Annotated in this window: 15 protein-coding genes and 1 other annotated feature; of the genes, 12 read left to right on the top strand and 3 right to left on the bottom strand. The window is 34.3% G+C overall.

The window, feature by feature from the left end; translation table 11 throughout:
* Positions 1 to 234: 234 nt before the first annotated feature.
* Entirely contained in the window at positions 235 to 801 is a 567-nt protein-coding gene (locus tag CN925_RS00480) for a glycosyltransferase family A protein (RefSeq protein WP_098843803.1), read from the bottom strand.
* Between the two features lie 226 nt (positions 802 to 1,027).
* Here CN925_RS00480 and CN925_RS00475 point away from each other — a divergent pair, with 226 nt between their 5' ends.
* The 8 genes from CN925_RS00475 to CN925_RS00440 all read left to right on the top strand — a co-directional run bounded on the left by CN925_RS00475 (position 1,028) and on the right by CN925_RS00440 (position 7,088).
* Complete coding sequence (locus CN925_RS00475) at positions 1,028 to 2,485, top strand: Rne/Rng family ribonuclease (RefSeq protein WP_180232768.1); 1,458 nt, start codon at positions 1,028 to 1,030, stop codon at positions 2,483 to 2,485.
* 61 nt (positions 2,486 to 2,546) lie between these two features.
* Positions 2,547 to 2,624: a sequence feature (ribosomal protein L21 leader region), on the top strand.
* Between the two features lie 13 nt (positions 2,625 to 2,637).
* A complete protein-coding gene (gene rplU / locus CN925_RS00470) occupies positions 2,638 to 2,946 on the top strand; it encodes a 50S ribosomal protein L21 (RefSeq protein ID WP_025672164.1) in 309 nt (102 codons plus the stop codon).
* Between the two features lie 9 nt (positions 2,947 to 2,955).
* Complete coding sequence (locus CN925_RS00465) at positions 2,956 to 3,291, top strand: ribosomal-processing cysteine protease Prp (RefSeq protein WP_098843801.1); 336 nt, start codon at positions 2,956 to 2,958, stop codon at positions 3,289 to 3,291.
* 16 nt (positions 3,292 to 3,307) lie between these two features.
* Positions 3,308 to 3,598, top strand: a complete 291-nt coding sequence (gene rpmA, locus CN925_RS00460; RefSeq protein WP_025672162.1) for a 50S ribosomal protein L27 — start codon at positions 3,308 to 3,310, stop codon at positions 3,596 to 3,598.
* 252 nt (positions 3,599 to 3,850) lie between these two features.
* Entirely contained in the window at positions 3,851 to 4,393 is a 543-nt protein-coding gene (locus CN925_RS00455) for a Spo0B C-terminal domain-containing protein (RefSeq protein ID WP_098843800.1), read from the top strand.
* Positions 4,394 to 4,408: 15 nt separating this feature from the next.
* Positions 4,409 to 5,695, top strand: coding sequence for a GTPase ObgE (obgE, locus tag CN925_RS00450; RefSeq protein ID WP_098843799.1), 1,287 nt, complete (start codon positions 4,409 to 4,411; stop codon positions 5,693 to 5,695).
* A 111-nt stretch (positions 5,696 to 5,806) separates the two neighbouring features.
* The gene (locus tag CN925_RS00445) at positions 5,807 to 6,376 is read left to right on the top strand and encodes a transposase (RefSeq protein WP_098843798.1); all 570 of its coding nucleotides are present in this window, start codon (positions 5,807 to 5,809) and stop codon (positions 6,374 to 6,376) included.
* 142 nt (positions 6,377 to 6,518) lie between these two features.
* Positions 6,519 to 7,088: a transposase gene (locus CN925_RS00440; RefSeq protein ID WP_142339169.1), complete on the top strand. Its 570-nt coding sequence runs from the start codon at positions 6,519 to 6,521 to the stop codon at positions 7,086 to 7,088.
* A gap of 171 nt (positions 7,089 to 7,259) precedes the next feature.
* On the opposite strand, the gene CN925_RS00435 is transcribed toward CN925_RS00440, so the two are convergent.
* Positions 7,260 to 7,802 carry a transcription repressor NadR gene (locus CN925_RS00435; protein WP_098843796.1) on the bottom strand — a complete coding sequence of 181 codons (543 nt, stop codon included), beginning with the start codon at positions 7,800 to 7,802 and terminating at the stop codon, positions 7,260 to 7,262.
* A gap of 8 nt (positions 7,803 to 7,810) precedes the next feature.
* Complete coding sequence (locus tag CN925_RS00430) at positions 7,811 to 8,941, bottom strand: IscS subfamily cysteine desulfurase (RefSeq protein WP_098843795.1); 1,131 nt, start codon at positions 8,939 to 8,941, stop codon at positions 7,811 to 7,813.
* Between the two features lie 138 nt (positions 8,942 to 9,079).
* Here CN925_RS00430 and nadB point away from each other — a divergent pair, with 138 nt between their 5' ends.
* The 4 genes from nadB to CN925_RS00410 all read left to right on the top strand — a co-directional run.
* Complete coding sequence (nadB, locus tag CN925_RS00425) at positions 9,080 to 10,561, top strand: L-aspartate oxidase (protein ID WP_098843794.1); 1,482 nt, start codon at positions 9,080 to 9,082, stop codon at positions 10,559 to 10,561.
* A 12-nt stretch (positions 10,562 to 10,573) separates the two neighbouring features.
* Complete coding sequence (gene nadC / locus CN925_RS00420) at positions 10,574 to 11,401, top strand: carboxylating nicotinate-nucleotide diphosphorylase (RefSeq protein ID WP_098843793.1); 828 nt, start codon at positions 10,574 to 10,576, stop codon at positions 11,399 to 11,401.
* A 25-nt stretch (positions 11,402 to 11,426) separates the two neighbouring features.
* On the top strand, positions 11,427 to 12,536 hold the full coding sequence (nadA, locus tag CN925_RS00415; RefSeq protein ID WP_098843792.1) for a quinolinate synthase NadA: 1,110 nt from the start codon (positions 11,427 to 11,429) through the stop codon (positions 12,534 to 12,536).
* Positions 12,537 to 12,748: 212 nt separating this feature from the next.
* Positions 12,749 to 14,045 (top strand): LysM peptidoglycan-binding domain-containing protein (locus CN925_RS00410; protein WP_142339168.1); only part of this gene is annotated, 1,297 nt, incomplete at its 3' end.

The raw sequence follows: 14,045 nt of genomic DNA, 5'->3' as shown, positions 1-14,045 counted from the left end.
AATGATTGGAACGAAAGGGTGCCGGGCTCCTATGGGAGATGCGGGAAGGCTGAGACCCAGCAAGGCAACGCCGAGGAGGCAAAGAATCTCGCCCCATGGAAAGCGAGCAACCTGTAGTGGAAATCTGAGACACATCTTATTTTCAATGATTAGATATTCCAATATTTCAATTGACAAATTCTTTTTTCACCAGCATTAAAAAATGGTCTCAAGTGGGGGACCATTTTTTAATTTCTATACATACCACGATGAGTCTTTTGGGATATAGTCATAGTAATACAATATAGAAGGGATTCTCTTTTGAATTTTTATATCGTTTGAAACTCGTCTGCCCCATTCATCGTCTTCTCCAAAACTGATATTGAGAAATTTATGTGCCAAGGCAATCTTTTTTGAATAGCACATTAAATGATTTGGTTTTCGATAGTAATAATTTTCATCTTCCCCATGTGCAAACTCTTTCCCATATTTACAAACTTTGGAGTATTGGTTATTAAAATTTACTAAAACGTCAAATACAATACAGTCAACATTAGGCGTTTCATTGATTGTTTTGCACAATAATTCGATGTAATTTGGTTCTATTCGATCGTCATCATCTATAAATACTACATAATCTCCTTTTGCTTGTTCAATGAGTACATTCCTTTTTTCACCGATGCTTCTTTTTTTATTTTCCAAAAGGACTAATATTTCAACAGGATATGGCTTACTTTGTTTATCTAATTCATTCATAATTTTATTTAAATATCCCATTCTTTCGGGGACGCTTGGAATAAGAATTGATAGAATGATATCCATTTAATCGCTCCAATCTCAATCAGGATTCAGTAAAAGAAAGGGTGATACACGAAAAGAAAATAGGGGGAGTAACGTTTCTTTAAAGAAGAATAGAATAGAAATCTAAATATAATATTCAAATTTTACTATTCATGTGAGTAGACTAACTAATTAGATTATGATAACTAGCTTTTTTCTATTTAAATGAATAAAATGATAGGTACTATACATAGTTAGGAAGATGAATTTGAAGAAAGTTATTATGAATGTCAAACATTCAGAGAAAAGAATTGCTGTAATCGAAAATGACCAGCTAGTTGAATGGTTTTCTTCGGCAGACAAAAATACATATGTGGGAAATATATATGTCGGACAAATCCAAGAAGTGATGCCTAAATTGAATGCGATTTTTGTAAATATTGGTTTAACTAAAAATGGCTTCATGAGATTGGAAGATACAATCGAGGGTAAAGAATCTGAAATGAATCAAGAGGAATTAATAAGAAAAAAGTTCCAAAAAGGACAATATATTTTGGTTCAAGTCATAAAGGATGCTTTTGATGAGAAAGGTCCAAAGTTAACAAATAATCTTGAGTTCTCAGGTGATTATGTAGTCTATTTTCCTCTTACAAAACAAGTTGCAGTATCAAATAAAATAAAAAGAGAATCAAAACGAAATAAATTATACTCATTAGGTCGAGATTACACTAATGGTAATGAGGGGGTAATCTTCAGATCTTCATGTGAAAATGCAAAATCAGATGAGATTTTAAATGAGTTAAAAGGCTTTCAAGCATTTTATGAGTCATTAAAAAACCAAAGTTTAAAGAAGATTACTTGTGTATGGGAAACGAATTCCTTATTTACTAAGTTTTTTAAATTGCATCCTAAAGATACAATTAGTGAGTTAATCATAGATGATTTAGCTGCTTATAAAAATTATTTGCCTTTAGATCTACAAATAACTAGTTATAGAGGAAATGAAAATATCTTTGTGGCGTATAAAATTGAAGAACAAATAGAGAAATCTTTTAAACAAATTGTATGGTTAAAAAATGGTTCATTTTTATTAATCGAGCAAACTGAAGCTATGACAGTTATCGATGTAAATACAGGGAAATTTAGCGGGAAAAATAACCGTGAGGAAACTGTTTATCATACAAATCAATTAGCTGCAATTGAGATTGTCCGCCAATTAAGACTTCGTGATATTGGAGGAATGATTATTATTGATTTCATAAATATGAAGTCCATTGAACAGCAAAAAAGTATAGGAGATCTATTAAAGGAAACATTTAAAAATGACAGAGCTTATACAAAGCTTTTTGGATTTTCAGACCTTGGTTTATTTGAACTTACACGAAAAAGAACAGCTCATTCACATATCGAAGCAACACATCAAAAGTGCCCCGAGTGTAATGGTAGTGGACTTGTAAAAAACACAGTTCAGACAGTTTTTGAGCTTGAAAGAGCACTTTGGGAACTTTCTGCAAGTAATGATATTGAGGCTTTACTTATTGAATGTAGTGAAGATGTTGCAAAAGCATTTAATGGAGATCAAAATAAACATGTACAAAGATTAGAAAAAGCGATGTTTATAAAAATTTGTATAAAAATAAGACCTTCAAAATCACCATTTTATAATATTGTTAGAACTGGTACGACGAAGGAAATAACAAGCTATTTAGAAACAATGATTAACTGAAGTAGTTGTTGACATTCGACATGGGTCGTGTTAACATCATAATGTTATTGTTTGTAGCGCACCCGTGCTACAACCGCACATAGTAGGTATTAAATTGCTATTCTTAGCATGCCTATTTATGGCGAGTCTTAGACTATTGAGGAGGTGCAATTATGTACGCAATTATTGAAACTGGTGGTAAACAAATCAAAGTTGAAGAAGGTCAAGCAATCTACATCGAAAAACTTGATACTAACGCAGGTGAAACTGTAACATTCGACAAAGTTTTATTCGTAGGTGGCGAAAACATCAAAGTTGGTAGCCCAACTGTTGAAGGAGCTACTGTAACTGCAAAAGTTGAAAAGAACGGTAAAGCTAAAAAGATTCTTGTATTCAAATACAAATCTAAAAAGAACTACCGTCGTAAGCAAGGTCATCGTCAACCTTACACTAAAGTTGTTATCGAAAAAATCAACGCTTAATTTAAAGCAATGACTAAAATAACAATTGAACGTTTAAAAGATGGACGTATAAGTTCCTTTAAAATAAGTGGACATGCATTTTTTTCTGATGCTGGTACTGACATTGTTTGTGCCGGTATATCAGCAGTTTCAATAGGAACTGTAAATGCTTTGGAAGCAATTTGCCGTATAGATTCCGAATTAAATACAGTAATCGATGAAAAGAAAGCTTTCTTGAAGTATCAATTACCGATTAATTTAAATGAAGATAATATGCAAAAAGCGCAACTTATCCTTGAAGCGATGATCGTATCTTTACAAACTATCGCTGCAAGTTACGGTGACTATGTCACTATAAACGAGTAAAACAGGAGGTGTAACCATGTTAAAATTAAATCTTCAGTTATTTGCTTCTAAAAAGGGAGTAGGTTCTACAAAAAACGGTCGTGACTCAATGTCAAAACGTCTTGGCGCTAAACGTGCTGATGGACAATTCGTAACTGGTGGTTCAATTCTTTACCGTCAACGCGGCACTAAGATCTATCCAGGTGTAAACGTTGGTCGTGGTGGAGATGACACATTATTTGCGAAGGTTGATGGCGTAGTTAAATTCGAACGTTTAGGCCGTGACCGCAAACAAGTAAGTGTATACCCTGTAGCTCAAGAAGCTTAAGAAACTAACTTAGAAACTCTAACCTTTTAGGTTAGAGTTTTTCTGTACTTAAGACATTTTATTTATAATAAATGCTGATCAACATATAAAAAATTGTTGGTATAGTAACCTCTCAAACAATATGCTCCAAAGACTCGGCATTTTACAAGCTACACCTAGTTTGAGATTTACAAAATGATCAATCAAAATGCCGAGTCTAACTATTTTATTACCTTCATAAATACCAAAAATGTAAACCTATAGGAGAATACAATGCAAGAGAAATGGGACGTTCTAGAGGTATTAAGACATTCACGTCATGATTGGTTAAATCGAATTCAATTAATAAAAGGATACATGGCCACAGGTCAATCTGACCAGTTAGAAGAAACGATTACGAAAATTGTTGCTGATTCTTTGAATGAAGCTAAAATTTGTTCGTTACAAATTCCAGCGTTTGCAGAATTTATCATTACTTATAACTGGAAGCCTCGTACAATTGTACTAGATTATGAAATTTTAGGAGAACCATGTTCACTTAAAAATTTAGACGAAGTGATGACAGTATGGATTCAAAATTTTTTAGAAAAACTAGAATCTTGGGTACATATTTATGAGGAAAATTTTGTTAGTTTAACAATTGAAATAAATGATAAAACAGTTAGTTTCTTTTTTGACTTCAGAGGTAAACTAACAAAGAAAGAAGATATGTTGAAGTGGATTGTTTCATCATCAAATGACAATTCAAAAATTAGAATGATGTCTTATTTTTGTGAGACAGAAGAGTGCAGTATCGAATTTAAAATGGAAAAATAAAAGAGTGGTGGATTTATGTTTATTGATCAAGTCAAGATATATGTAAAAGGTGGAGACGGTGGAAACGGTATGGTAGCCTTCCGTCGTGAAAAATATGTTCCAAAAGGTGGCCCTGCTGGTGGAGACGGTGGTAAGGGAGCTAATGTTGTATTTCAAGTAGATGAAGGCTTAAGAACATTAATGGATTTCCGTTATAAACGTCATTTTAAAGCAGATCGTGGACAACATGGTATGTCTAAAAATCAACATGGTAAAAATGCTGAAGATATGATTGTAAAAGTACCACCTGGGACGATTGTAACAGATGCTGATACAGGTGAATTAATAGCTGACCTTACAATGGATGGTCAAACAGCCATTATTGCAAGAGGTGGCCGTGGAGGCCGTGGAAATAGTCGATTTGCAACACCTGCAAATCCGGCTCCAGAAATAGCTGAAAATGGTGAGCCAGGTAAAGAAAGAAACATTAAACTAGAACTTAAAGTTTTAGCTGATGTTGGATTAGTTGGTTTCCCAAGTGTTGGTAAATCAACCTTACTATCTGTTGTAAGTTCTGCTAGACCAAAAATCGCTGAATATCATTTTACAACAATTGTTCCTAATTTAGGTGTTGTAGAAACTGAAGATAATCGTAGTTTTGTGATGGCAGATTTACCAGGGCTAATTGAAGGAGCACATCAAGGTGTCGGACTAGGACATCAATTCCTACGTCATATCGAAAGAACACGTGTAATTGTTCATGTAATTGACATGTCAGGTCTTGAAGGCAGAGACCCATATGAAGATTACTTAACAATTAATCAAGAGCTAAAAGAATATAATTTACGTTTAACTGAGCGACCTCAAGTAGTCGTTGCAAATAAAATGGATATTCCAGAAGCTGAAGAAAACTTAATTAAATTTAAAGAACAAGTTGGAGATGAAGTTCAAATTTTCCCAATTTCTGCGGTAACACGTCAAGGTTTACGTGATTTATTATTTACCGTTGCAGATTTAGTTGAATCAACTCCAGAATTCCCACTTCATGATGAAGAAGAAGACAAACCATTACGAGTATTATATAAATATCAAAAAGAAGAACCTACTTTTGAAATTACTCGTGAAAGTGATGGAACGTTTGTCGTTAAAGGGGAAGAGCTTGAAAAACTATTCAAAATGACTAACTTTGAACGTGAAGAGTCAATTCGTCGATTTGCACGTCAAATGCGTGGAATGGGGATCGACGAGGCACTTCGTCAACGCGGTGCGAAAAACGGAGATATCGTTAAAATTTCTGAATACGAATTCGAATTTATCGATTAATAATGAGTATATAAAAGAGGGTGGTTTTAGGGGCTGTTGACAAATTAAATAGGAATTTGTAAACCTGTGTAGAAATTAATCTATACAGGTTTTTTTATTGGAGGAATTCTTATGATGGGTCGAAAAGAAGATAGTCAAAATAAATTAGAGTTTATTGATTTAAATGATTTTGTACCTAGTAACCATATTTTACGTCAAATTAAAGAAAAGATAGATTTCACTTTTATCTATGAGAAAATGGAAAAGTATTATTCAAAATTAGGAAGAAAATCTTTGGATCCTGTCCTTTTATATAAAATGTTATTAATTGGCTACCTATTTAATATCGAGTCAGAGCGTGAACTTGAACAGGAAGTCATTTTAAATATCGGTTATCGCTGGTTTTTAGGTTTAGACCTATCTGATCCCGTGCCAGACCATTCAACATTTAGCCAAAATAGACGAAGAAGATTTAAAGATAGTACAGTATTTCAGGATATTTTTGACCACATTATTAGACTTTGTATTGAAAAAGGATTCGTTACTGGAGATGTGATTGTGACAGATTCGACGCATATAAAAGCTAGTGCGGCAAAAGAGAAAGTTCAACAAGTGGCTGTAGAAAAATCACCTTCACAATACTTAAATACCCTTGAAGAAGAAGCAAAAAAAATTGAAGCAGAACAAGAAAAAAAAGAATAGACTCTGGAAAGAATAAGAGAGGAAGAAAACCAAAGGGACCTTCTTTAAGTACAACCTCAATTGTTCGAACAGATTCTGATTCAGGAGTGTTAAATCGTCCTGGAAAACCTTCAGGACCTCACTTGTAGAAAGATAAAATGTCATCCAAGAAAAGTTTGAGTTAGATATAAAAAATGTCGGAGCAGATCGCGGGTACGATACAGCTCCTATTCATCATGGCTTAAAGAAACTAGAAATTACGGGTTATATTAGCCCAATCAAAAGTGGAACAGCTTTTAACACTATGTCTTATCGAGAATTTAGATATAGCAATGAAACAGACAGATATATTTGTCCAAACAATAAAGAACTTTCGTTTACTCATTTAAAGAAAAGTAAAGGACAATTTACTAAAGTCTATTCAGCAAAAACGAATGAGTGTAAAATCTGCCCATTTCGAGAAAAATGCTTCGGTAAAACTTCAAGCAAGAGAACCATTGAAAGACCAATCGCACATGAATTAACTGAAGCAAATCTAAAGAGAACAAAGACAGAAAAATATAGACAAGTTCAAAAACAAAGACGAGTTTGGTGTGAAGGTACTTTTGGGACGATGAAAACAAAACATAATTTATATAAAACTTATAAAAGGGGCATTCAAAAAATTCTTGAACAATGCCTCTTTTCAGCGATGGCTATAAATTTAAAAAGGATGGTAAAAGCAATAAATTAAGCTAGATGATGTGAATAGAACAAGTTAAAACACAATTTATTAACCTAAAAAACAAAAAGGGAAAGGAGTTAAATCTCCTTTCCCTTTTTGTCAACAGCCCCTTTAGGCACCCTCTTTTTATTTATTCAAAATTAAATCCTGACTTTAGCTCAAAAAGAAATTTAACTTTACTTATGGCTGGTCTACTAAAAGTCCTTCATTTTTTAACTGTAAGATGGCACTTTCTAGCTGCTGTTCACTATCTGCCTCGATTGTATGAAGATGTGTACCATTTGTTAAATTTGATAGCGGGACGGAATTGGTTTCTTCCATTTTTTGAAGAAATAAACTTATATCAAAACGGTTTGAAATTTGTAATTGAGCTGTGATATATCCATAGACGGGATGTTCAACCATTACATCTTTAACTGTAACACCGTGATCGACTAATATTTCAAGTTCTTTTTGAGTTTCTTCAGCTGTATGGTGACAAATGATTACTTTTCTAATTTTGTCAGATTCCTTATTAGGATGTATATAAATATATCCTTGGGCAGTTGCTAGTATCGGTTCATTTTTCGCTTTTAAAAGTGTAATATCACCTACTACAACTTGTCGACTAACATTCGCTCTTTTAGCTAAGGAATTGCCTGATAAAGGTGATTCAGACTCCTTTAACCATTGTAAAACTTTCTTTCTTCTTTCTTCTCCTAAAAGTTTTTTATTCATTTTAATTTCCTCGATTAAAAATTTTGATTTATGATTAGTTTTAACACAGACGAAAATTTGATGATGTCTTCTTCTGTCGTCTGTTTCCCGACTGACACTCTAAAGAACTGCTTTGCTTCATGAGGGTCTCTTCCAATTGCTAACATCGTTTCTGAAGGTTTCTGCATGCCAATTGCACAAGCGCTACCCGTTGAAATCGCTAATTGATGTCGGTTACATTCAAGCATGACAAACTGACCTTCAAGGCCAATGATCCTCATTCCAATTATATTTGGAATACAATCATTATCGGAACTTTCGAATTTTACAAGATGATGAACATCTTGTAATTGTGATTTTAAAACATTTTTTAAATAATGACATCTCTTTTGTTCTTCGTCTTGATTTTTTATTATATGTCCGGCTGCTGTTACGAATGATGCAATAGCTGGAACATTAACAGTACCTGGTCGTATCCCACTTTCATGAGATGTACCAGGATAGATTGGTTGACAAGTTAATTTGGGATTTAAATATAGGGCTCCGATTCCTTTTGGTCCATATAATTTATGACCTGAAATACTAATACTAGAAATTTCATATTTTGAGACATCTATCTCTATTTTTCCAAATGATTGTACACAATCGCAATGAAGTAAAATATTTGAAGACATAAATAAATTTGCAATCTCGTTAATTGGTTGAATGGCTCCAATTTCAGAATTTACATGTTGAAAAATGCCTAATACAGTATCCTCACGAATTGCATTTTCAATCACCTCTAATGAAATAATCCCGCTATTTGTGACCGGCAAATAAGAGACTTCATACCCTTGATCTTCTAGTACTTTTAAATAATTACTAATTGAAGAATGCTCTAATGTTGTTGTTAAAATATGTTTTCCGACTTTTTTTGTACTCTTCAAGAGGGTTTGAATGGCAATTAAATTTGATTCAGTTCCTCCACTTGTAAAGTAAATTGAAGCGGGACTAGCATTTATAAATTCAGCCAATTGCTTACGGCATGCTTCAAGTAAAAGTGACGCCTTTGAGCCAATATCATGTAAACTGCGCTCATTTCCAAAATAATTTTTAGAGGCAGTCACAAATGTCTCAATGGCTTCTTCACTCATTGGAGTTGTAGCAGCATAGTCTAAATAAATCAAATTAAAGTCTCCTTTTTTACTCATTAAAAAAAAATTTCTTGTCATTAGTTTAAATATATGTAAATATAGGTGTCAAGACAGCTTTTTTATCTATAAGATAAAATTTAAATAGATATACATTAAATGGAGGGGGCAACTATGCGAACTGCAGACGTTGTCATTATTGGCAGTGGGATTGCTGCTTTAATGGCTGCTGAGGAAATTTGTCAGTCTAAAAATGTGATTCTATTCACAAAGAAAAAAATTTGGGATAGCAATTCGATGCTTGCACAAGGTGGAATTGCAGCTGTAATGTCTGAAGATGATTCTTTTGAACTTCATAAACAAGATACGCTCGAAGCGGGTTGTCATGTAAATAATATAGAAGCAGTAGAAGAGCTAGTAAAAAACGGAACATCGTCCATTAAGGATCTTGTTTCTAATGGCATGGAATTTGATAAAGATGAATCAGGCAAGTTTCATCTAGGTAGAGAAGGAGCGCATCGGAAAAATAGAATTTTACATTCTGGCGGAGATGCGACTGGAAAACATGTAGTTGAAACAGTTTATAATCGAATAAAAGATAAACTAACAATAATTGAACATGAAATGGTAATTGATTTCATTATACAAGATGGAATATGTAAGGGTGTTTATATTCTTAATAAAAATAATGAATTAGAATCTTGTTATGCCAACACAACACTCCTTGCAACAGGTGGTATTGGGGCAATGTATCAATTTAGTTCTAATAATAATGTGATAACCGGAGATGGCATAGCTATGGCATATCGAGCGGGTTGTGAGATGGCTGATTTGGAATTTATTCAATTTCATCCTACCATGCTTTATATTAATGGGGAGTGTAAAGGACTAATATCAGAAGCAGTTAGAGGTGAAGGAGCCTTTTTAGTAACAAAAACGGGTCGTCGCATTATGAAAGGAGTTCATCCTTTTGAAGATTTAGCACCAAGAGACGTAGTTAGTAGGGCGATCTTTAATGAAATGCAAAAAGGGGAAGAAATTTATTTATCCATCGAAATGGTAAATGGATTTGAACAACGTTTCCCAACAATTACGGCCAATCTTATTAAAAACGGAATTGACCTACAAAAAGGAATGATTCCTGTAGTTCCTGGTGCACATTTCCACATGGGTGGCGTAAAAACATCAGTTAATGGGGAAACGACAATTCCAGGATTGTATGCAGTAGGAGAGGTTGCTTGTACGGGTGTGCATGGTGCGAACCGACTTGCTAGTAATTCCTTATTGGAAGGGATTGTCTTTGGTAAGAAGGTTGCAAGATATATTGCAGAACTTCCGTTAACAAAAACAAATGTGAATCAATCGAAATATATGATTCCAAGATTTAGATTGTTACCTACAAAAGATGAAATTAAAGAAATAATGATGAAGTATATCGGTATTGTAAGGAATGAAGAAGATTTAAATAAAGCAATCACATATTTTTCTTACTTCTTAGAATCCAAAACAGTTGATTCACGGCCAATGAACTGTGAGGAACTCGAAAAATACAATATGCTAATTACTGGAAAACTAATTGCAGAAGCTGCTATAAGAAGAAAAGAAAGTATCGGCTCACATTTTATAGAATATATAGACCATCCAGCTACTATTTGAGGAGAGAATTTCATGAATACATTAAAAGCTAAAAAAATGATTGAGCAATTTTTACTAGAGGATATTGGAGAAGGGGATTTATCCTCAATTCATATATTCCCAATGCATGAAAGAACAACTGGAAAAGTACTTGCTAAGGCAGATGGAGTAATTGCGGGTACTGAATTAATCGAAGTAACTTATAAGTTACTTCATGAAGATATAAATGTAACACTACACGTTAAGGATGGAGAATCTGTTATTGCAGGGCAACTACTTGCAGAAGTAGAAGGTCCAGTTCAAGTGCTATTATCTGGCGAAAGAGTTATGCTTAATCTTCTACAACGAATGAGTGGGATTGCAACGCTTACTTCAAAAGCAGTTGAAACTTTAAACGATGAGAAAATCAAACTTGTCGATACGAGAAAAACGATGCCAGGTTTACGTTTATTTGATAAGTATGCAGTTACTTGTGGTGGTGGTGCAAACCATCGTTTCGGTTTATATGATGCAGTGATGCTGAAAGATAATCATATTGCCTATGCAGGTTCTATTAAAAATGCAGTAGATTCATTACGAAATAAATTAGGTCATATGATCAAGATTGAAGTCGAGACTGAAAACAAAGATCAAGTTCTTCAAGCTATTGAAGCTGGTGCAGATGTCATTATGTTTGATAATCGTACTCCAGATGAAATAAAAGAATTCGTTAAGCTTGTACCAGAAACGATTGTAACGGAAGCTTCTGGTGGTATTACTTTAGATAATTTAGCAAGTTTTCAAAACTGTGGTGTAAACGTAATTTCTTTAGGCTGTTTAACACATTCAGCAAAAGCATTAGATATAAGCTTCTATTTGTAAAATAGTAGGGATTGGAGTGGGGATCATGAACGTTTTAGATATGATACAAAAAAATGAAGGATATCAAATTCCTGATGAATACTATACATTATCAACTGAGGAAATGGAAAAAAGAGTAAAAGATATAAAAGAGAGATTAGGTGATGCTCTTTTCATTCCAGGTCATCATTATCAAAAAGAAGAAGTTGTTGTTTTCTCAGATTCGACAGGAGATTCTCTACAACTTGCTCAAGTTGCCGCTAATAATAAAAAAGCAAAATATATTGTATTCTGTGGAGTACACTTTATGGCAGAGACAGCAGATATTTTAACGGAAGATGAACAGATTGTTATTTTACCTGATATGAGAGCGGGCTGCTCAATGGCAGATATGGCAGATCACCATCAAACAGATCGTGCATGGGTAGAGTTACAGAAGCTTTTCGGTGACACAATTTTACCTTTAACATATGTTAATTCAACTGCTGCTATTAAAGCATTTGTTGGTAGAAATGATGGTGCAACCGTAACATCATCTAATGCTAAAAAGGTTGTATCATGGGCTTTCACACAAAAAGAACGTATATTATTCCTACCAGACCAACACTTAGGTAGAAACACAGCATTTGAATTAGGTGTACCTTTAGAACATATGGCAATTTGGAATCCAATAACAGATACTTTAGAATACGAGGGCGATCTAAATAACATCAAAGTAATACTTTGGAAAGGTCACTGCTCTGTTCATGAGAATTTTACAGTGAAAAATATTGAGAATGTGCGAAAAAATCATCCAGATATGAGGATTATTGTTCATCCAGAATGTTCAAGAGAAGTTGTAGCAGCAAGTGATGATAATGGATCCACTAAATATATTATTGACCAAATTGAAGCTGCTCCTGCAGGAAGTAAATGGGCAATTGGAACTGAGATGAATCTTGTTCAAAGAATTATTAAAAATCATTCTGATAAAGAGATTATTTCATTAAATCCGTTTATGTGTCCATGCTTAACAATGAATCGCATTGATTTACCACATTTATTATGGTCTTTAGAAAATATCGAAAAAGGTAACATCCAAAATATTATTAAAGTTGATAAACAAACTGCAAAAGATGCCATTAAAGCATTAGATAAAATGCTAGAGCTTGCTTAAAAATAGAATATCTTTAAATTTAAAATCATTTAGTTCAATCAGAGCTAAATGATTTTTTTATAGAAAAAACAAGAATAAAGTAAATACTTATACAAGCCTACTCGTCATAAATTAAACTACCTTCTATCATAAAAATAAATATTCAGACATACATTGTTGTGAGGTACTAATGTACAATCCAACGTAGAGGCAATTGGTCAGGAGGGGAAAAGGTGAGAATTCACATAGTAATGAAGGGCGATACCCTTAAGAGCATTGCTCAAAAATATAACATCGACTATGAAGAAATAGTTAAATTAAATGCCCAACTAAGTAATCCAGATATGATCTATCCTGGCATGAAAATAAAAGTGCCAGAAAGGGGAGAAAAACCAGCCCCGTTAGGTTCTAAAAAGGAGGTACAGCTTTCTCAAGAACCTAAGCCAAGTGTTGATTTGGAAGCAAAAGAAGGAAAAGTTCAACCTGTAGTTCAGACACAACCTGTTGTCTTGCCAAATACAAAGCCAGTTGATAATAATTTGAATATTAATGTAGAGGTTACACCGACAGTAAAACCTGTAATTCAAGTACCTATTCCACCTGCGAAACCAACTGTATTACCTGCGACAAATAATGCGAATCAACAAGTATCTCCTGTTCAAACTGGAAAACCAAATGCGAGCATACCGCAAGTTGTTTCGCCAGTGGCAGTTAAAAATCTGATAAATGATAATAAATCAAATGTGAACACCAAGGGAGGACAAAGCATGTCAGAGAAAAAGAACTACTTCCCAGGATCATTGGTATCTCCGACAACACCAAATCCGCAAGTATCTCCTGTGGAAACAGGAAAACCAAATCAACAAGTATCGCCAGTAACAACAGGAAAACCAAATCAACAAGTGTCGCCAGTAACAACAGGAAAACCAAATCAACAAGTATCACCGATCTCAACAGGAAAACCAGTGCAAGTATCACCAGTATCAACTGGAAAATCAAAAGAGCAAGTATTACCAGTAGCAACAGGAAAGCCGAATATGCAAGTATCACCGGTCTCAGCAGGGAAACCGAATATGCAAGTGTCACCAGCAGCAACAGGGAAACCAAATATGCAAGTGTCACCAGCAGCAACAGGAAAACCAAATGCACAAGTATCACCAGCAGCTACTAATAAAGCTCAAACATTACCAGCATATATGGGGCCAAATAATGCACCACAAACACTTCCAGCATTCCAAGGACCGAATTCACCACAAACATTACCAGCGTATGCAGGCCCAAATCCAAACGCAGCCCAAACACTACCAGCGTATGCAGGCCCAAATCCAAACGCAGCCCAAACACTACCAGCATATATGGGACCAAATGAAAACTTCCCACAAACAATGCCGGCATATATGGGACCAAACGCAAACTTCCCACAAACATTACCGGCATATATGGGACCAAACGCAAACTTCCCACAAACATTACAAGCATATATGGGGCCAAATGAAAACTTCCCACAAACATTACCAGCATATATGGGGC

The sequence above is a fragment of the Bacillus sp. AFS055030 genome (assembly GCF_002574545.1).
GTDB lineage: Bacteria > Bacillota > Bacilli > Bacillales > Bacillaceae_G > Gottfriedia.
Note: the sequence above shows the minus strand (reverse complement) of the source record. Positions and strands in the feature narration are given on the sequence as shown.